17 protein-coding genes are annotated in these 18,859 nt (G+C 57.9%); 8 read left to right on the top strand and 9 right to left on the bottom strand.

The window, feature by feature from the left end:
• Positions 1–128 precede the first annotated feature (128 nt).
• Together gyrB and ACR0AJ_RS19055 are read right to left on the bottom strand one after the other, a co-directional pair.
• Entirely contained in the window at positions 129–2,546 is a 2,418-nt protein-coding gene (gyrB, locus tag ACR0AJ_RS19060; protein WP_170351934.1) for a DNA topoisomerase (ATP-hydrolyzing) subunit B, read from the bottom strand.
• A 102-nt stretch (positions 2,547–2,648) separates the two neighbouring features.
• On the bottom strand, positions 2,649–3,221 hold the full coding sequence (locus tag ACR0AJ_RS19055) for a TetR/AcrR family transcriptional regulator (protein ID WP_170351933.1): 573 nt from the start codon (positions 3,219–3,221) through the stop codon (positions 2,649–2,651).
• Between the two features lie 100 nt (positions 3,222–3,321).
• Between ACR0AJ_RS19055 and ACR0AJ_RS19050 the strand changes: the two genes are divergently transcribed.
• A complete protein-coding gene (locus tag ACR0AJ_RS19050; RefSeq protein ID WP_170351932.1) occupies positions 3,322–3,888 on the top strand; it encodes a carboxymuconolactone decarboxylase family protein in 567 nt (188 codons plus the stop codon).
• Here ACR0AJ_RS19050 and recF read toward each other — a convergent pair.
• The 6 genes from recF to mutM form a co-directional block, all read right to left on the bottom strand.
• Complete coding sequence (recF, locus tag ACR0AJ_RS19045; protein WP_170351931.1) at positions 3,885–4,982, bottom strand: DNA replication/repair protein RecF; 1,098 nt, start codon at positions 4,980–4,982, stop codon at positions 3,885–3,887. The genes ACR0AJ_RS19050 and recF overlap by 4 nt on opposite strands.
• A gap of 39 nt (positions 4,983–5,021) precedes the next feature.
• Complete coding sequence (dnaN, locus tag ACR0AJ_RS19040) at positions 5,022–6,143, bottom strand: DNA polymerase III subunit beta (protein WP_170351930.1); 1,122 nt, start codon at positions 6,141–6,143, stop codon at positions 5,022–5,024.
• A 227-nt stretch (positions 6,144–6,370) separates the two neighbouring features.
• Entirely contained in the window at positions 6,371–7,768 is a 1,398-nt protein-coding gene (dnaA, locus tag ACR0AJ_RS19035; RefSeq protein WP_170351929.1) for a chromosomal replication initiator protein DnaA, read from the bottom strand.
• A gap of 553 nt (positions 7,769–8,321) precedes the next feature.
• Positions 8,322–8,585, bottom strand: coding sequence for a 30S ribosomal protein S20 (gene rpsT, locus ACR0AJ_RS19030; RefSeq protein WP_170351928.1), 264 nt, complete (start codon positions 8,583–8,585; stop codon positions 8,322–8,324).
• 225 nt (positions 8,586–8,810) lie between these two features.
• Positions 8,811–9,587: an enoyl-CoA hydratase gene (locus tag ACR0AJ_RS19025; RefSeq protein WP_480649197.1), complete on the bottom strand. Its 777-nt coding sequence runs from the start codon at positions 9,585–9,587 to the stop codon at positions 8,811–8,813.
• A 66-nt stretch (positions 9,588–9,653) separates the two neighbouring features.
• Positions 9,654–10,505, bottom strand: a complete 852-nt coding sequence (mutM, locus tag ACR0AJ_RS19020) for a bifunctional DNA-formamidopyrimidine glycosylase/DNA-(apurinic or apyrimidinic site) lyase (protein WP_170361911.1) — start codon at positions 10,503–10,505, stop codon at positions 9,654–9,656.
• Positions 10,506–10,591: 86 nt separating this feature from the next.
• Here mutM and ubiE point away from each other — a divergent pair, with 86 nt between their 5' ends.
• On the top strand, positions 10,592–11,344 hold the full coding sequence (ubiE, locus tag ACR0AJ_RS19015; protein ID WP_170351925.1) for a bifunctional demethylmenaquinone methyltransferase/2-methoxy-6-polyprenyl-1,4-benzoquinol methylase UbiE: 753 nt from the start codon (positions 10,592–10,594) through the stop codon (positions 11,342–11,344).
• A 3-nt stretch (positions 11,345–11,347) separates the two neighbouring features.
• Entirely contained in the window at positions 11,348–12,877 is a 1,530-nt protein-coding gene (ubiB, locus tag ACR0AJ_RS19010) for a 2-polyprenylphenol 6-hydroxylase (RefSeq protein WP_170351924.1), read from the top strand.
• 95 nt (positions 12,878–12,972) lie between these two features.
• Here the strand turns inward: ubiB and ACR0AJ_RS19005 are convergent, their stop codons facing one another.
• Entirely contained in the window at positions 12,973–14,148 is a 1,176-nt protein-coding gene (locus ACR0AJ_RS19005; protein WP_170351923.1) for an acetyl-CoA C-acyltransferase family protein, read from the bottom strand.
• Positions 14,149–14,265: 117 nt separating this feature from the next.
• Here ACR0AJ_RS19005 and ACR0AJ_RS19000 point away from each other — a divergent pair, with 117 nt between their 5' ends.
• The 5 genes from ACR0AJ_RS19000 (at position 14,266) to ACR0AJ_RS18980 (ending at position 18,857) form a co-directional block, all read left to right on the top strand.
• Entirely contained in the window at positions 14,266–14,832 is a 567-nt protein-coding gene (locus tag ACR0AJ_RS19000; RefSeq protein WP_170351922.1) for a helix-turn-helix domain-containing protein, read from the top strand.
• A gap of 79 nt (positions 14,833–14,911) precedes the next feature.
• The gene (locus ACR0AJ_RS18995) at positions 14,912–15,544 is read left to right on the top strand and encodes a sulfotransferase family protein (RefSeq protein WP_170351921.1); all 633 of its coding nucleotides are present in this window, start codon (positions 14,912–14,914) and stop codon (positions 15,542–15,544) included.
• 140 nt (positions 15,545–15,684) lie between these two features.
• On the top strand, positions 15,685–16,869 hold the full coding sequence (locus ACR0AJ_RS18990) for a glycine C-acetyltransferase (RefSeq protein WP_170399520.1): 1,185 nt from the start codon (positions 15,685–15,687) through the stop codon (positions 16,867–16,869).
• A 14-nt stretch (positions 16,870–16,883) separates the two neighbouring features.
• Positions 16,884–17,912, top strand: a complete 1,029-nt coding sequence (tdh, locus tag ACR0AJ_RS18985; RefSeq protein WP_170351947.1) for an L-threonine 3-dehydrogenase — start codon at positions 16,884–16,886, stop codon at positions 17,910–17,912.
• Between the two features lie 63 nt (positions 17,913–17,975).
• Entirely contained in the window at positions 17,976–18,857 is an 882-nt protein-coding gene (locus ACR0AJ_RS18980) for a tryptophan 2,3-dioxygenase (RefSeq protein WP_480649193.1), read from the top strand.
• Positions 18,858–18,859: the final 2 nt, after the last annotated feature.

Genomic DNA, 18,859 nt, shown 5'->3' with positions numbered 1-18,859 from the left:
AAACGCAACGACTACGTCAAAACTGATTGAATTCACCGCTAAAGCGGACAAGCGCGGAGCGCAAAACTATGGGCAAACTACGCAAACTTATAGGGTGCGCGAAGTGTTATACGCAAACCTACAGAGACTTAGAAATCCAGATTCTCGACGCTCAGCGCGTTTTGTTGGATGAATTCACGGCGCGGCTCCACCACGTCGCCCATCAGCTTGGTGAACAGGTCATCTGCCTCGACCATATCGTCCACCCGCACCTGCAGCAGAGTCCGTGCGTCCGGGTCCAGCGTGGTTTCCCATAGCTGGTCGGGGTTCATCTCTCCCAACCCTTTGTAGCGTTGCAGCGATAGACCCTTTTCACCCTCTTCCAGAATGGCCCGCAACAAGTCCAGCGGGCCGTGGATCATCTGGCTACGGTCGCGACGGATGAGGGTGGCGGGGGTGTTGTAGATCTCTTGTAGGCTTTGGGTAAAGCTGCCGGTTTTGCGGGCCTCGCCCGAGCGCAGCATGGGGCCGTCCAGCGTGCGGACCTCTTCAACACCGCGCAGGATACGGGCCAGACGGATGCCGTGATCCTGCGTGATCCGACCTTGCCAGCCGCGTTCGTATTCCAGCGCAATCAGGTCCAAACGGGCGGCAACTTTGTCGGCCACACCCTGCAGGTCAGCATCCACGGCACCCGGCACAAAGGCACCGGCAACGGCGGCCTGTTCCAGAATGTGGCGCGGATAATGGGTCGGGAATGCGTCCAATACGCGTTTCAATTGACGCGCCTCATCGACCACACGGGTCAAGTCCTGTCCGATGATCTCTTCACCCGAGCCCAGTTTCAGCACGGCCCCTTCAACGCCCTGATTGATCAAGTAGTCATCCAGAGCGGCTTGGTCTTTCAGGTAAACCTCTGATTTACCGCGTGAAACTTTGTAAAGCGGCGGCTGCGCAATATAGAGGTATCCGCCTTCGATCAGTTCCGGCATCTGCCGATAGAAGAAGGTCAGCAGCAGCGTCCGGATATGCGCGCCGTCAACATCCGCATCGGTCATGATGACGATCTTGTGGTAGCGCAGCTTTTCGATGTTGAACTCATCGCGGCCAATACCGGTGCCCAGCGCCATGACAAGGTTGCCGATTTCTTGCGAAGACAGCATCCGGTCAAACCGCGCCCGTTCCACGTTCAGGATTTTCCCGCGCAACGGCAACACCGCTTGGGTCAGACGATCCCGACCTGTTTGAGCTGATCCGCCAGCCGAGTCCCCCTCGACTAGGAAAACTTCGGTCTTTGATGGGTCCTTCTCGGAGCAGTCCTTCAGCTTGCCGGCTAGGTAATTCACGTCCATCGCCGTTTTGCGGCGGGTCAGTTCGCGTGCCTTGCGCGCGGCCTCACGCGCCAGAGCAGCCTCGATGATTTTGCCGACAATGGTCTTGGCCTCGTTCGGGTTCTCTTCGAACCACTCTGCCAGCTTTTCGTTCATCAGACCTTCAACCGCTGGGCGCACCTCGGACGACACCAGCTTGTCTTTGGTCTGGGACGAGAACTTCGGATCGGGCACTTTGACGGACAACACACAGGTCAGACCTTCGCGCGCGTCATCGCCGGTAAAGCTGACCTTTTCCTTTTTCGCGATCCCGCTGGATTGCGCATAGTTGTTGATCGTGCGGGTCAACGCACCCCGGAAACCGGCAACATGGGTGCCGCCATCGCGCTGCGGGATGTTGTTGGTGAAGGGCAGGACCGTCTCGTGATAGCTGTCATTCCACCACATAGCGATTTCCACGCCGATATCGTCGCGTTCGCCTTTGATATAAATGGGCTCTGGCATCGCCGCCGATTTCGAGCGGTCCAGATACTTGACGAACTCCTTAACGCCACCCTCATAGAACAGCTCGGTTTCCAACCGTTCCGCCGGGCGCTCGTCGATCAGGATGATGCGCACGCCCGAGTTCAGGAAGGCCAGCTCGCGCAGGCGTTTTTCCAGCGTTTCAAACGAGTATTCCAGATTCGAGAACGTGTCGGTCGAGGCCAGGAACCGCACCTCAGTTCCGGTGCGGTCGCCACACTCCTCGACTACTTTCAGGTGCTCGACCGTTTCGCCGCCTTCGAACCGGGCGACATGCTCTTTGCCATTTCGCCAGACACGCAGTTCCAGCCAATTGGACAGGGCATTCACAACCGAAACGCCCACACCGTGCAGACCGCCCGACACCTTGTACGAGTTGCTGTCGAACTTACCGCCCGCGTGCAGCTGCGTCATGATGACCTCAGCCGCCGAGACACCTTCTTCGGGGTGAATATCCACCGGAATACCACGCCCGTTGTCGCTGACCGAGACGCTGGAATCGGCGTGAATTTTCACTGTCACATGGTCAGCATGACCGGCCAACGCCTCGTCAATACCATTGTCGACAACCTCATAGACCATGTGGTGCAAACCCGAGCCATCGTCCGTGTCGCCGATATACATGCCCGGACGTTTGCGAACCGCCTCTAAGCCTTTGAGAACTTTAATGGAATCAGCACCGTATTCCTGGGGTGCCTGTGCGTCGTCGGACATTCAGTCAGTACCTATATTATTTTGGTAACTTATACGTTTTCTGGTGGGGAATGTCACGCGCTCCCCCAAGATTTTGTGGTTTGGATGACCTTGATTTGCGGATCAAAGCCGATCAAGGTCGGCCGCGATATCTGCGGCAATTTCCGCTGCGTTCACATCATCCCGCTCGGCCGACAATCGCAGGCCCAGAAGGTCGGATTGATACCGCGCGGCAAGACGCTCCGGGTCATGTTCCGAACCGATCTCACCGGCCTTTTGCGCGCGTTGAAACAGGTCTGCAAAACAGGTCTTCATTGCGATCATGTGGGTGCGGGCCTGGCCTGCCAATTCATGGCCGCGCGCCTGCAATTCGGCATAGGTTTTGGACAACATGCAAGCCTTGGTAGGCAACACAGACGCCTCGACCACCAGTCGCGGCTGGGCCTTGAGCGCCTCTAAGGGGCCCAGATCCTGCGCCAAGGCCATCATATTGGCGACGCCATCCTGCGCATAGCGTTCCATTGCCAGCGCATAAAGCGCATCTTTCGAACCAAACGCCGCATAAAAGCTGCCTGGCTTCAACTTCAACTCACGCTCTAGGTCCTTCAACGATGTTCCGGCCCAACCGTGACGCCAGAATATATCTCGGGCCTGAGCGATCAGGGTATCTCGGTCATAGGCAGGTTTGCGGGGCATCATATTCACCAATTCTTGAACGGTTGCTCAAATATATACTTGAGCGACCGCTCAAGAAAGGCTATTTCGGACTCAGCCGCCAGAAAAAAGGAATTCCCAAATGGCCAACTTCCCTTCACACGACCTCGAATCCGCCCCTGAAGGTTCCAAACCATTGCTGGAAAAATCTCAGGCCGCGTTTGGCCGCCTGCCCGGTTTGCACAAAGTGATGGCCGAAAGCCCCCAGCATTTGGAAGGCTATCAGGTGCTGCACCATCTGTTCGTGCAGACAGATTTCGACAATGACGAAAAAACCGTCGTCTGGCAGACCATCAACGTGGAAAACGAATGCCATTACTGCGTGCCAGCGCATACCGGCATTGCCAAGATGATGAAGGTCTCGGACGAGATCACCGAGGCCCTGCGCAACGAAACCCCGCTGCCCAATGCCAAGCTTGAGGCGCTGCGCACGTTCACCCTGCAAATGATGGAAACCCGGGGCAACCCGTCCGAGGAACAGCTGCAGGCGTTCTTTGATGCAGGCTACTCGCACCGCGCTGTATTGGACGTGGTGCTGGGTCTGGCGCAGAAAACCATGTCGAACTACGTCAACCACATGGCACAAACGCCGGTTGACGAGGTCATGCGCGGCTTCCTGTGGGAACGCAAAGTCAGCGAACCCGCCTAAGCGGAAACGACCGAGCCCTCAAGGCCATCACTCACGATCAACGTCTGGGCCCGGTCGCCCAGTTCCGCAAACAGCTCAGGCCCGGTGCCCGTCATCCAGGCCTGAGCGCCCAGCGCGCAAATCTCATTATACAGCGCCGCCCGTCGCCCCGCATCCAGATGGGCGGCCACCTCATCCAGCAACACGATCGGAGGCGCGCCAACCATCCCGGCCAGCGCCCGCGCGTTTGACAGGATCAGCGACACCAACAGCGCCTTTTGCTCTCCGGTCGAGCAATCTTTGGCTGGCACACCTTTGGCGGCAAACACACCATACAGGTCCGACCGATGCGGCCCGACCAATGTGCGCCCTGCAGCCAAATCGCGGAAACGGCTTTCATTCAAGGCCTCGCGCAAATCCTCAGCTGCCTCGGGCATCGCGCCTTCGGTTTGCACCAATTCCAGATCAGCGGACGGAAACGCCGTTTCCGCCTGTTCCTGCGCCCTTCGCAGATGTTCCAACGCGGCCAGCCGCGCGGAGTGTATTCTATGGCCGGTCTCGGCCATCTGCCCTTCGAGCGCTGCATACCAATGGGCATCGCGCACCTGCTCTTTCAGCAGGCGGTTGCGTTCACGCATGGATTTTTCATAGGTCAGCGAGGCCTCGGCATGGGCGGGGTCGAAACTCAGCGCAATCCGATCCAGAAAGCGGCGCCGCCCCTCAGCCCCTTCGATCCACAGCCGGTCCATCGAGGGGATCAGCCAAACCACCCGCGCCAGTTTACCCAGATCTATCTGATTGGACGCTTTGCCATCGATCCGAACCTGCCGCGCCGCGCCACTTTCGGACCAGGTCTCGATCTCGTAATTCCGGCCCTGTGCTTGCAACAGGCCGGACAGCTTCCAGCCCAGCGCCTCAGGTCGCCGGGTCATCTCGGCCGCGCTGGCCCGGCGCATACCGCGACCGGGGGAAAACAGCGACACTGCCTCAAGAATGTTGGTTTTGCCCGCCCCGTTCGGTCCATGTATCGCCACCGGCCGCCCATCCAAGGACAACCGCACTAGCTTGTGGGACCGGAAATGCGAGACCGTAAGTTCGGTCAGGGCCAAACTCATGACCCATCCCTTTCGTTAAAAAACACCCCGCGGGGTCGATCAGACGCGCATCGGCATGACAACATAGACTGCGCTTAGATCATTGCCTTCCCGCATCAGGGTCGGATCACCGGCTGAGTTGAACAGGAACACGGCGTTTTCACGATCCACCTGGCTGGCGATCTCAAGCAGGTATTTGGCGTTGAAGCCGATCTCGAGCCGTTCGTCGCCGTAGGCCACGGCCAATTCTTCTTCGGCGGCACCACTATCGGGGGCGTTGACCGACAGAACCAGCTTGTCCGCATCCAGTTGCAGTTTCACAGCGCGTGAGCGTTCCGACGAAACGGTAGCAACCCGATCCACGGCCTGCGCGAATTCAGCAGCGTCCACTTCCAGCTGACGCGTATTGCCCTGCGGAATCACGCGGGTGTAGTCGGGGAAGGTGCCGTCGATCACTTTTGAGGTCAGTGTGATATCGGGCGTTGCGAAACGCACCTTGGTTTCGCTGACCGAGACGGCGATATCCATCTCATCATCGTCCAGCAGCTTGCGCAGCTCACCCACGGTTTTGCGCGGCACGATCACGCCCGGCATGTCTGCGGCACCATCCGGCAAATCTGCATCAATGCGAGCCAGACGGTGGCCATCGGTGGCCACACAGCGCAGCACCTTGCCGCCTTCGGACCCGTCAGCCACATGCATGTAGACACCATTCAGGTAGTACCGGGTCTCTTCGGTCGAGATGGCGAATTTCGATTTGTCGAACAGCCGTCGCAACAGTGCTGCCGAAGCGGTAAAGTTCGACTGATATTCTGAGGACGCCATCACCGGGAAATCCTCTTTCGGCAGCGTCGCCAGTGAAAAGTTCGACCGGCCCGCTTCGACCGTCAGACGACCCGCCGCGCTGTCAGCAGTCAGTGTCACCAGCGCCCCGTCGGGCAACTTGCGCACAATCTCATGCAGGGTTGTCGCCGCAACGGTTGTGGCACCCGCCTTTTCAACCTGCGCCGGGGCTTTGTCGACCACTTCGATATCCAGATCGGTGGCGCGAAACAGGGCCTGATCGCCTTCGGCCTCGATCAGCACGTTGGCAAGGATGGGAATAGTGTTCCGGCGCTCTACAACAGATTGGGCCTGCGAAACGGCCTTAAGAAGGGTGCCGCGTTCGATGCTGATCTTCATACCCTCAATTCCTCTGACTTGCGTGCCGAAAACAGGCGGGACTGGCACGTTAGCGGTTCCACCCTGAGGCACAAGGATTTTTTATGGTTTTCTGGGTCGGAACGGCCAAAGGGTCAAGGGGCGCGTGGCCGGTCGGGCACAGTTCCTATTCAACCGTGGATTTAAGCGCACAAGAAAACGCCCCGGGCGTGAGGGTCCGGGGCGTTTCTTGAATGATAGGATGACCCTTAGGCTTCCAGCGACCGGCGCAGCATTTCCACATCTTCGGCGATCTGGCCGTCGGTGACTTTCAATTCTTCAATGCGTTTGACGCCGTGCATGACGGTGGTGTGATCGCGACCACCAAAGCGACGCCCGATCTCGGGCAGGGATCGGCTGGTCAACTGCTTGCACAGATACATCGCCACCTGTCGCGGACGGGCATAAGACCGCAGGCGCTTGGGGCCGATGATGTCGGACAGACGGATGTTGTAATAGTCCGACACTTTGCGCTGAATCTCTTCAACAGTAATCTTGCGCTCGGACGCGCGCAACACGTCAGCCAGACAGTCCTGCGTCAGCTCCATGTCGATCTCGCGTCCCACCAGCGAGGCGAAGGCGAACAGACGGGTCAGGGCACCCTCCAGCACGCGCACGTTGGTCGAGATACGGTGGGCCAGAAACTCCAGCACGCCATCGGCGATGGTCAGATCGGGATAGGTGCTGCTGTATTGCTGCACCTTGTTCTGCAAGATGCCCAGGCGCAGTTCGTAATCGGTGGGGTGCAGGTCGACGACCAGACCGCATTGCAGGCGCGACTTCACGCGATCTTCTAGATCCTTGATCTCGCCCGGCGCGCGGTCAGCCGAAATGATGATCTGCTTGTTCTGATCAACCAGCGCGTTGAACGTGTGAAAGAACTCTTCTTGAGTTGAATCCTTGCCGGCGATGAACTGCACATCATCCACCATCAGCACATCGACGGAACGGAACAGATGTTTGAAGTCCATCATCCGACGTTCGCGCAGCGCCTGCACAAAGCGGTACATGAACTGTTCCGCCGACAGGTACAGCACGTTCAGTTCGGGGCGTTTGGTTTTCAGCTCCCACGCGATGGCGTGCATCAGGTGAGTTTTACCCAAACCAACGCCGCCATACAGAACCAACGGGTTGAACGTGACGGGGCCGCCCTCAGAAACACGGCGCGCGGCGGCATGGGCCAGCTCGTTGGGTTTGCCCACCACAAAACTGTCAAAGGTGAAACGGGCGTCCAGTGGTGCTGCCTGAAGGGATTCGAGCGCATCATTCGCGGGTTCGGCCCGCTGTGACAGGGACTGCGGCTGAGTCGCGTCCTGAACAACAGACGGCGCAGATTCTACATCACCCGACGGACGCACCGGCGAATTGGCTGCAACGCGAAACGCCAGGCGCTGAACCGATTCCCCTGCGGTGTTCATCTCGTACAGAATCAAGTCCGCAAAGTTTTGACTAACATAATTGCCCATGAAGTTGGTCGGAACCGAGAACGTGGCCACGCCATCCTGCAGCTCTTGGAATTCAAGAGGCTCGATCCAGGTGGTATAGTTGTTCTTGCCGATCGCCTTGAGCAGTTTGTTACGCAGTTGTCCCCATTTCTCTTGTGTCATCAAGCGCCTCACGCATCCCATTCTTTATTGGCCTGTCGGCCTTATTGATCTGGCCCGGTTGCCCGGTTCTTAAGCATTCACCGCAATAGGATACCCATCGCCAAACCACATGGGTTTGGCGGGACTGTCCCGAAAGTTTGCACAGCCCAGCAATCAGGCACCCATAATCCGGGCGCCCCGTAACCGGGTTGCGCTTCGCAATCAAATTTTTAGACAGGGCTCAGATCTTCGGTTACCCCAAGACCTTTAGCAGATCAGCAAATCAGCCGTGACCGATTGCCAACATTCGTTTCGTGACCGTCCTGATGCCCGTCAGTCAGATCGCCGAAACAGCCTGTCCCCCCAAGCGAGTGAATCGCTGTAACAGTGGTAGCAAGAGGCCAAGGCGTACGGCAACGAAACTCTGATATTGACTCGGGTCTTTTGCAGAAAGAATCTCTCGGTTTTGTGAAGGCGCGACTTTCCGGCAACAGCAACAAAAAGGCGCCACGCATTGTGACGCCTTTGAGAACAATTCAACCTTGTTTTGTTGACGCAAGGTCAACCTGAGCGATTAGCCCAGTGCTTTCACGCGTGCCGACAGTCGCGACATTTTCCGCGAAGCGGTGTTCTTGTGAAAGACGCCTTTTGTGACGCCACGCATCAGTTCGGGCTGAGCGGCACGCAGAGCTGCGGTTGCTGCGTCCTTGTCACCAGAAGCAATCGCTTCTTCAACCTTGCGCAGATAAGTACGGATGCGCGAGCGACGCGCTTTGTTGATAGCAAAACGCTTTTCGTTCTGACGAGCGCGTTTTTTAGCCTGAGGCGAGTTTGCCATGTGTTTCTGACCTTCATTCGGTACGGTTATCAATGGTTGCGCGTCACGGACTATCCGCACCGGTTCAGAATCACGAGTGTGAGTCGGGCCAAGCGGGCCGCACGCGCATGTATAGCGGCGCTAGTTACCCAAGTTTGCAGGCTTTGCCAAGCCGATTCTTTCGCACTGCATAGCAGTCATGAAAAAAGGCGGGCCAAGCCCGCCTGTTTCGGTCGCTTACGCAATTTATTTGTCGCGGAACTGAGCCGCGCGTTTTTCCAAGAAGGCCGCCATGCCTTCTTTCTGGTCTTCTGTCGCAAACATCGAGTGGAACACGCGACGTTCAAACAGCATCCCTTCGCTGAGAGGCAACTCATAGCTGCGGTTCACAGCTTCTTTCGCCGCCATTGCACTCAGCTGCGATTTCTCAGCGATCTTCTGGGCGGCGCCCATCGTCTCTTCCATCAGTTTCTTGGCCGGTACGACCCGGCTGACAAGACCCGAACGCTCGGCCTCTTCGGCATCCATGAAGCGACCGGTCAGGTTCATGTCCATCGATTTGGACTTCCCAACGAAACGCGTCAGGCGCTGCGAACCACCCAGTCCTGCAATGACGCCCAGGTTGATTTCGGGTTGCCCGAACTTGGCGGTATCCGCAGCAATGACGAAATCGCACAGCATGGCCAATTCGCACCCACCGCCCAGCGCATAGCCAGCAACGGCTGCAATGATCGGCTTGCGGATCGCGCAAACACGGTCATTCAGAGCACCAAACAGATTTGAACTGTAGACATCAACAAAGCTCATCTCGGACATTTCCTTGATGTCCGCGCCGGCCGCGAACGCCTTGTCCGAACCGGTAATGACGATGCAGCGCACCTTGTCGTTGGTATCCGCGTCTTCCAATGCGATACACAGTTCCTGTGCCAGCTGCGAATTCAGCGCATTCAGCGCATCGGGTCTGTCGAGCTTGATAAGGGCGACGTGGTCTTCGATTTCGACGATGATCGTCTCAAAAGCCATGAGGTGTAAGCTTCCGGTTGTTCCGTTCAAGTACGATTCCTTATCACGCGATTTATCTGGATCAAGTTATCTTTGGCATTGCGCACAATAGAAGGATGAGCGACCGGACTGAGTGATTCTCTTTATTTCCCCACTGCATCCCTGGGTTCTGCAGGGTTCGCCTTCGCGTCCGTAAACGTCAAAGCTGTGTTGAAAATATCCAAGTTCTCCATCGGCTTGGCGGAAATCGCGCAGGGATGAACCACCCGCGTCGATCGCGTCCTGCAGTACCCGCCGAATGATCGGAACCAGCGCGCCGACACGGGCGGCAGAAATTTGTCCTGCTTTGCGACGTGGCGACACACCCGCGCGATAAAGGGCCTCGCAAACATAGATATTGCCCAATCCGGCAACGATTCCCTGATCCAACAGTGCAGATTTGACAGGAGTATTCTTGCCCTTGAGCGCTTCGATCAGGTGCTGTTCGTGAAAGTCATTGCCCAGCGGCTCTGGCCCCAGAACGGATAAAAGCTTGTGATCCTCGGCTGTAGCCGTGGGCAACAGGTCCATCGCGCCGAAGCGCCGCGGATCGTTGAATGTCACACGCGCGCCATTGGCCATGTGAAACACCACGTGGTCGTGTTTTTCGGGCATGGGATGCTCATGCACGAACTGCCCTAGCGGATCACCCGATACTGTCATCCGCCCAGACATACCCAGATGGATCAACAAAGTTTCACCGCTGCTGAGATCTGCCAGAATATACTTCGACCGCCGCCGCAGCTGATCCACCCGTTGCCCGGTCAGCCGCTCGGCCATGCGGTCCGGGAACGGCCAGCGCAAATCGGGGCGATTCACATCTGCCCGTTCGATCACGACCCCCTCCATTGCGGGGCTCAGGCCGCGTCTTACTGTCTCGACCTCGGGCAATTCGGGCATTAGATGGCTCCTAATTCAAAGGGCCGCATTGTGCCCCGGTTCCAGAGCCCTATAACAGAGACGAAATTCGACAAACGGCAAGGCTTATGTCCGACAACAGCGACAAGACCACTCATTTCGGGTTTGAAACCGTGCGCGAGGCCGACAAGGCCGGTCGTGTGCAGGGCGTGTTCAACTCGGTCGCCTCAAAATACGACGTGATGAACGATGTCATGTCGATGGGTATCCACCGGGTCTGGAAAGACGCGATGATGGACTGGCTGGCCCCGCGCCCTGGTCAACGTCTGCTGGATGTGGCCGGTGGAACGGGCGATATCTCGTTTCGCTTCCTCAAACGCGCGGGTTACGGTCACGCCACCGTTCTGGACCTGACCGAGCCGATGCTGGTCGAAGGTCGTCAGCGCGCCGAGGCCGATCAGATGTCCGACAGCCTGAACTGGGTGGTAGGCGATGCGATGGCCCTGCCGTTTGAGGACAACACGTTTGACGTCTACACCATTTCCTTCGGCATCCGGAACGTGACCCGCCCGCAAGAGGCTTTGAACGAAGCCTTCCGAGTTCTGAAGCCCGGTGGACGCCTGATGGTGCTGGAATTCAGCCAGTTGCCCAATGAAGGGCTGCAAAAGCTCTATGACTTGTACAGCTTCAACGTCATTCCCCGCATGGGCAAGCTGATCGCCAATGATTACGACAGCTATCAATATCTGGTCGAATCGATCCGCAATTTCCCCGATCAGGAAACCTTTCTGGGCATGGTTCGTGCCGCTGGATTCGAAAACGCCAAATACCGCAACCTCAGCATGGGCATCGCCGCGCTGCATTCCGGCTGGAAGATCTGATTCATGCGCGGCCCCCACAACATCATTCGCCTGATCCGTACAGGCGCCACGTTTGAACGCACAGGCGCCATGAACGTGGTGCTGGACGCCTTTGAGGCCCCCCGCGCGTTGCGATTTCTGGCGCATGCGTTGGGCAAACCGTTTCAATGGCTGGGTTACAAGGGCGATCCCAATATGCCGCCCGCCACCCGAGCGCTGACGGCGCTTGGCCCGGCTTATATCAAATTCGGTCAGATTCTCTCGACCCGCCCCGACGTGGTGGGCGAAGAACTGGCCGCCCAATTGCGTGTGTTGCAGGACAAGCTGCCACCCTTTTCCCGCGCCGAAGCCATGGCCGAGGTGGAAAAGGAACTTGGCCAGCCCGTCGATGAGGTTTTTGAGGAATTCAGCGAACCGATCGCCGCAGCGTCGATTGCGCAGGTTCACAAGGCCCGGCTGGTCAGCACTGGCGAATATGTCGCCGTCAAAGTGCTGCGCCCGGGGATCGAGCGTGCCTTTCACAAGGATGTCGATGCGTTCTATTTCGCCGCCCGTATTGTCGACCTGTTCGCCCCCGGCGCGCGCCGCCTGCGACCGATGGACGTGATCGAACATTTCGACGGCGTTGTACGGGGTGAGTTGGACTTGCGACTGGAAAGCGCCGCTGCCTCGGAATATGCCGCCAATACCAAGGACGATGCCGGTTTCTGGCTGCCCCCCGTTGTGTGGTCACTGTCCGCGCGCCGGGTGATGACGCTCAGCTGGGCGGATGGTGTACCGTTGGGCGACAATGCTGCACTGGATGCGGTTGGTCACAACCGCCGCGATCTGGCAGAGCGGGTCCTGCACCTATTCCTGCTGCACGCCCTGCGTGATGGCTATTTCCACGCCGATATGCATCAGGGCAACCTGAAGGTCGCCGCAAATGGCGATATCATTGCCTATGATTACGGCATCATGGGTCACATCGACGAATACACCCGTCGGGTCTATGCCGAGATTCTGTTCGGGTTCATCCGCCGCGACTATAAACGCGTGGCCGAGGTGCATTTCGAGGCCGGTTACGTCCCCGCCAACCAGGATGTCGACGAATTTGCCCGCGCGCTGCGAGCGGTGGGCGAGCCGATCTTTGGCATGGACGCCTCGCATATCTCAATGGGCCGCCTGTTGAACTACCTGTTCGAGGTCACCGAGCGCTTTGGCATGGAAACCCGGACCGAACTGATCCTGTTGCAGCGTACGATGGTTGTGGTCGAAGGCGTCGCACGCTCGCTCGACCCACATATGAACATTTGGGAAACCGCCCGCCCCGTGGTCGAGGATTACATAAAGCAATCCATCGGTCCCCGCGCCGCGCTGCAGGACTTCGGCAAAACCGCCATGGTTCTGGCCCGCTTTGGCCCACGATTGCCGGGTCTGGTTGAAAATGCCCTGATCGCCCAGACGCAAAAAGACGACCCGCAAAAGTCATCCCTATGGTCCGCGGCCCTACCTGCCGCAATCGGTGCCGCAGCCGGTGCTGCGCTTGTCCTGATTGTCAACGCGCTCAGCTGAGCCAGACCGCCTGCTTCTTCTGGCCAACAATACCTTCGAGGGGAATCGCGCCTGCGCGCGATAGGGGGCAGACAGCCCCCCTGCACGGTGCGAAATCAAAGCCGCTCGATAGCCAGTGCAATACCTTGCCCACCACCGATGCACATAGTCACCAGACCTTTGGCCCCACCTACGCGCTCCAGCTCATACAGCGCTTTCATGGTGATGATTGCGCCGGTTGCCCCAACCGGGTGACCCAAGGCAATCGCGCCACCATTCGGGTTAACCTTCGACGCGTCCAATCCCAGTTCCTGATTCACAGCCAGAGCCTGCGCCGCGAAGGCCTCATTGCTTTCGATCACATCGAAGTCATCCACCGAAAGGCCGGTTTTTTCCATCAGGTTCCGCACCGCCGGAACCGGTCCAATGCCCATAACCTCGGGGCGAACACCCGCATGGGCATACCCCAGCACGCGCGCCTTGGGCTTCAATCCGGCTTTCTCGGCCGCGTCCGCTGTTGCCAATACCATCGCCGCCGCCCCGTCATTGATGCCCGAGGCATTGCCCGCCGTCACGCGCCCGTCCTTCTGGAATACCGGTCGCAATCCGGCCAGGGTCTCGGCAGTGGTGGCCTTGGGATGTTCATCGACCTTGAAATCAACCATGTCCCGCTTGACCTTGACCTGCACGGGCGCGATCTGACTGTCGAAATACCCCGCCTCAATCGCCGCTGCCGCGCGGGTCTGACTGGTCACGGCGAATTGGTCCATCTGCTCGCGGGTGATCTGGTGTTCGTCTGCAACGTTTTCGGCCGTCACACCCATATGTCCGGTGCCAAACGGGCAATTCAGCGCCCCCAGCATCATATCCAACGAGGTGACATCGCCCATCTTCGCGCCCCAGCGCGCCTGCGGCACGATATAAGGGCTGCGCGACATACTCTCGGCCCCGCCGGCCACGGCAAACTCGGCATCCCCCAGCATCAGGGACTGCATCGCCGAGACAATCGCCTGCGCGCCCGACCCGCACAGCCGGTTCACGTTCATCGCAGGTGTACCATTTGGGATCCCCGCATGCATCGCGGCAACGCGCGACAGGTACATGTCCCGCGGCTCGGTATTGATCACGTGGCCGAACACCACATGCCCGATCTGACCACCTTCAACACCCGAGCGTTCCAGCGCGGCTTCGGTGACAACCGTAGCCAGATCGATCGGAGCGGTCGAAGCCAGCGCGCCGCCAAAGGTTCCAATAGCGGTGCGGGCACCGTCCAAAATTACGATATCAGTCATGGATCACTCCTCGTGCATTTGCGCACAGTATGCATACACCACGTCGCCCTGTCCTATGGGACGTCCCGTCACGGTTGGAATTGACAACCACAGATACAAGGCGCATGAAATTCCGTCATGACGGAGAATACAGACGATATCCTGACACGCCTTCCCGCCCGCCTGAAAGAGGCACGTCGCGCCAAGGGCCTGTCGCTTGAAGCCGTGGCTAATCTCAGCGGCGTGTCCCGCTCGATGGTCAGCCAGATTGAACGGGGGGAAAGCAGCCCCACCATCTCAACCCTGTGGAACCTGACCCGGGCCTTGCAGGTGGATTTCGCCGGTTTGCTGGAAGAGACCGGCACCGCAAACCAAATCGAAGTGCTGCGAAACTCTGAAGTGCCAAGCATCGACAATATGGGACAAAACTGCCGGATTCGCATCCTGTCCCCCCCCGAAGAAGCGGGCGGGCATGAAGTCTATGACATTCAGTTCGACAAAGACGGCGCATTGAAAAGCCAGCCCCACACGCGCGGCGCGCAAGAGCAATTGACGGTTTTGGACGGGTCGGTTCGCGTCACATCGGGATCGGCCACAATGGAGTTGAACCAAGGCGATACAGCGCGGTATGCGGCGGACGTCTTGCACTCGATCGCATCGCCCAACGGTCCCGCGCGAGTGTTCCTGATTGTGAAAAACGCCTGACCCCGACCGGGGCGAAGTTTGGGGGATACCTGTGTGTTGTGCTATTTTATGGCATTTACACGAATTGGAGTTACCCAAAATGACTTTGGAAGTGATTGGCGCTGGATTCGGCCGCACTGGGACGAATTCGCTGAAGCTTGCTTTGGAACAGCTGAATTTCGGACCCTGTCACCACATGTTCGAAGTGCGGGACAATCCCGAACAACTGCCCGCTTGGAACCGTGCCGCACATGGTGAGCAAGCTGATTGGGATGCCATGTTTCACGGCTATCGCGCGCAAGTCGACTGGCCAGGCGCCGCATACTGGCGCCAGCTTTCTGATCATTATCCAGATGCTAAAATCATTTTGAGCGTGCGCGACCCTGATGCCTGGTTTGACAGCATATGGGCCACGATTGGACCATTCATGACCACAATGCGCGGACGGCACGACTCGGATCATGCAAACGCAATTGCCGAGATGTGCAGCAAGTTTATCGTTCATGGCATCTTCGACGGCCGGATGAATGATCGGGATCACGCCATCAGCGTGTTTCGGAAGCATATCAAAAAAGTCCGCGACACTGTCCCGAAGGACCGATTGCTGGTCTATGAAACCGGAAGCGGATGGAAACCACTGTGCACATTCCTTGGCGTCGACATTCCCGAAGAACCCTATCCGCACACAAATTCAACCAAACAGTTTCAGGACAACGTGGCAAAACCGGAATAGACGCCTCCGAATCGAAAGCAATTTTCAGGGTCCTCCGCATGTTCCGTTATCGTGGATTTTTTTCTGCAATATTGAATTCCCCTATTTGGGAACCATATCCGTTATGTTAGATACGCGACTCATATAAACCGGAGACCGCCATGGCCGATGCATTCCTGTCCCACATCACGGACACCCTTGCGCAGATTGAATCTGAGGGTCTGTATAAACGCGAACGAATGATCACCTCGCCTCAGGGCGGTGAGATTACTGTGGGCGACAAGCAGGTGATAAACCTGTGCGCCAACAATTATCTGGGTCTGGCCGATCACCCTGCGCTGATCGACGCCGCCAAGGGCGCGATGCGGCCCAAAGGGTTCGGCATGGCCTCGGTCCGGTTTATCTGCGGCACCCAGGACATTCACCGCGAGTTGGAACAGAAGCTGGCGCAATTCCTGAACAAGGACGATGCGATCCTGTTTGCGGCTTGTTTCGATGCCAATGGCGGGCTCTTTGAGCCCTTGTTAGGGCCAGAAGACGCCATCATTTCGGACAGTCTGAACCATGCCTCGATCATTGACGGGGTGCGGCTGTGCAAAGCGAAACGCTATCGCTACCTGAACAACGACATGAACGACCTTGAGGCCTGGCTGAAACAGGCGCGCGAGGACGGAGCGCGGCACATCATGATCGCGACCGACGGCGTGTTCTCGATGGACGGTTACCTGGCCAACCTGCCGAAAATTCGCGAGCTGGCCGATAAATATGATGCCATCGTCATGGTCGATGACTGCCACGCGACCGGCTTTATGGGGCCGAACGGCGCAGGCACGCCAGATCATTTTGGTGTCGATGTCGACATTCTAACGGGAACCTTGGGCAAGGCACTTGGGGGGGCAATCGGCGGTTATATCGCCGGGCCGCAACCAGTGATCGATCTGCTGCGGCAGCGGGCGCGGCCCTATTTGTTCTCAAACTCGCTGCCACCCTCGATTGTCGCCGCAGGTCTTGAGGCGATCCGGTTGGTCGAAGAGGGCGAAATGCTGCGCGCTCAGTTATTCGGCAACGCGAAATACTGGCGTGCTGGGCTGGAAAAGCTGGGCTTTGACCTGCTGCCCGGCGAACACCCAATCATTCCGGTGATGCTGGGCGAGGCCACTTTGGCGCAGGACATGGCGTCGCGTCTGTTTGATGAGGGCCTCTATGTCTCGGGCTTCTTCTTCCCCGTTGTCCCGCGCGGACAAGCGCGGATCAGGACGCAGATGAATGCAGCCTTGACGAAAGACGAACTGGACCGTGCATTGGCCGCCTTTGGCAAGGTTGGCAAAGAATTGGGAGTGATCTGATGCGACCCAACACGATGAAAGCTTTGGAGAAATCCAAGCCCGAGGAAGGTCTGTGGATGGTCCAGGCCCCGGTGCCCGAAATCAGCCCCGAAGAGGTGCTGATCCGTGTCAACAAGACCGGCATCTGCGGCACCGACATCCATATCTGGAACTGGGATGACTGGGCCGCCGCCACAGTGCCGATTCCAATGATCACCGGCCACGAGTTTGCGGGCGAGATCGTCGAGATTGGGCGCAATGTGACAGGTCTTGAGATCGGGCAACGCTGCTCGGGCGAGGGGCACCTGATCACCACCGACAGCCGTCAAAGCCGGGCGGGAAAGTTCCACCTTGATCCGGGCACGCGCGGGATTGGCGTGAATGAACAGGGGGCCTTTGCCCAATATCTGAAACTGCCCGCCTTCAACGTGGTGCCCCTGCCCGAGGACGTGCCGGATGAGATCGGCGCCATCCTCGATCCATTGGGCAATGCGGTTCACACCGCGCTCAGCTTTGATCTGCTGGGTGAGGATGTTCTGATCACCGGCGCAGGCCCCATCGGCATCATGGCTGCCGCTGTCGCCCGCCATGCTGGCGCGCGCCATGTGGTGATCACCGATATCAACCCCGATCGCCTGAAGCTCGCGGAACATGTGGTTCCGACCGTGCGCACCGTGGATGTGTCCAAAGAAGACCTGCAGGACGTCATCGCAGAACTGGGCATGAAAGAAGGGTTCGATGTAGGGCTGGAAATGTCGGGCTCACAAATCGCGCTGGATCAGATGGTCGAGGCGCTGGTGATGGGCGGCAAGATCGCTCTGCTGGGTATTCCGCCCGGCAAATCCCCGGTCGACTGGTCCCGCATCGTGTTTAAAGCCATCACCATCAAAGGCGTCTACGGGCGCGAGATGTTCGAAACCTGGTACAAGATGATCGCCATGCTACAGAACGGTCTGGATGTCAGCCGTGTCATCACGCACGAGATGAAAGTTGACGATTTTGCCGAAGGATTTGCCGCGATGAAATCAGGCCGGTCAGGCAAAGTGGTGCTGGACTGGACCTGACGCTCTGGTACTGCGCGGGTTCAGCCCCTAAACAGGGGTGAACCCAGTCGTTTGGAGGAGCATATGGGCGATAAGGATGATCGGTATCTGGAACGCGGAATCGAGGACACTCTGGTCACCGATTTCGCACAGACCCATCGCAAGAGTTACGGCGATTTCCTGCAGCTCAAAACCCTGCTGAACCTGCAAAAAACCTTTCAGGACCCTGCGCAACCAGATGAGATGCTGTTCATCATCATTCATCAGGTCAGCGAGCTGTGGCTGAAACTGATGCATCACCAACTGGTCGAGGTGCGCCGATTTCTGCAACAGGATGAATTCGGCCCTGCGATGAAAAATCTCGACCGGGTCAAGGCCATCCAGCGGCAACTGATATCCGCCTGGGAGACGTTGCTGACCATGACCCCTGCGGACTACATGACCTTTCGCGAGGCATTGGGCAGTTCGTCCGGTTTTCAAAGCTATGGCTATCGCCAGATCGAATTCATTTTGGGCAACAAGGACGCCTCGACCCTAAAAGTCCACGAACATGACGCGCAGGTCATGGAACTGCTGAACGCTGCGCTGACCAAGCCGTCATTATACGATGAGGTTCTGTTCATGTTGGCCCGGCAGGGATTTGACGTACCGCAGGACCTACTGGATCGCGACTTTGCCCAGCCCTACTCTGGTGATCCTCGCGTCGTGAAGATCTGGGTGCAGGTGTATCGCGACACGGACAAATACTGGGATCTTTATGCGCTAGCCGAGAAACTGATGGACGTGGAGTCCTTGTTTCAACGCTGGCGCTTCGATCACGTCACCGCGGTAGAACGAGTGATAGGCAACCAGCCGGGCACCGGCGGGTCCAGTGGTGTATCCTTCTTGCGGAAAGCCTTGGATTTGCGGTTCTTCCATGATCTTTACGATATGCGCACCGAACTGATGTATTCCCAGCAGGAGTAAGC

This window comes from Ruegeria sp. CJ9, assembly GCF_056536625.1.
This window is presented reverse-complemented; position numbering and strand designations above follow the sequence as displayed.

Bases quoted from the DNA above. Each gene is read 5' to 3' on its own strand.
- rpsT (WP_170351928.1), bottom strand. From the start codon at position 8,585: ATGGCAAACTCGCCTCAGGCTAAAAAACGCGCTCGTCAGAACGAAAAG.
- mutM (WP_170361911.1), bottom strand. From the start codon at position 10,505: ATGCCCGAATTGCCCGAGGTCGAGACAGTAAGACGCGGCCTGAGCCCC.
- gyrB (WP_170351934.1), bottom strand. From the start codon at position 2,546: ATGTCCGACGACGCACAGGCACCCCAGGAATACGGTGCTGATTCCATT.
- ACR0AJ_RS19025 (WP_480649197.1), bottom strand. From the start codon at position 9,587: ATGGCTTTTGAGACGATCATCGTCGAAATCGAAGACCACGTCGCCCTT.
- ACR0AJ_RS19000 (WP_170351922.1), top strand. From the start codon at position 14,266: ATGACGGAGAATACAGACGATATCCTGACACGCCTTCCCGCCCGCCTG.
- dnaA (WP_170351929.1), bottom strand. From the start codon at position 7,768: ATGACACAAGAGAAATGGGGACAACTGCGTAACAAACTGCTCAAGGCG.
- ACR0AJ_RS19055 (WP_170351933.1), bottom strand. From the start codon at position 3,221: ATGCCCCGCAAACCTGCCTATGACCGAGATACCCTGATCGCTCAGGCC.
- ACR0AJ_RS19050 (WP_170351932.1), top strand. From the start codon at position 3,322: ATGGCCAACTTCCCTTCACACGACCTCGAATCCGCCCCTGAAGGTTCC.
- dnaN (WP_170351930.1), bottom strand. From the start codon at position 6,143: ATGAAGATCAGCATCGAACGCGGCACCCTTCTTAAGGCCGTTTCGCAG.
- ACR0AJ_RS19005 (WP_170351923.1), bottom strand. From the start codon at position 14,148: ATGACTGATATCGTAATTTTGGACGGTGCCCGCACCGCTATTGGAACC.
- ubiB (WP_170351924.1), top strand. From the start codon at position 11,348: ATGCGCGGCCCCCACAACATCATTCGCCTGATCCGTACAGGCGCCACG.
- ubiE (WP_170351925.1), top strand. From the start codon at position 10,592: ATGTCCGACAACAGCGACAAGACCACTCATTTCGGGTTTGAAACCGTG.
- tdh (WP_170351947.1), top strand. From the start codon at position 16,884: ATGAAAGCTTTGGAGAAATCCAAGCCCGAGGAAGGTCTGTGGATGGTC.
- ACR0AJ_RS18995 (WP_170351921.1), top strand. From the start codon at position 14,912: ATGACTTTGGAAGTGATTGGCGCTGGATTCGGCCGCACTGGGACGAAT.
- recF (WP_170351931.1), bottom strand. From the start codon at position 4,982: ATGAGTTTGGCCCTGACCGAACTTACGGTCTCGCATTTCCGGTCCCAC.
- ACR0AJ_RS18980 (WP_480649193.1), top strand. From the start codon at position 17,976: ATGGGCGATAAGGATGATCGGTATCTGGAACGCGGAATCGAGGACACT.
- ACR0AJ_RS18990 (WP_170399520.1), top strand. From the start codon at position 15,685: ATGGCCGATGCATTCCTGTCCCACATCACGGACACCCTTGCGCAGATT.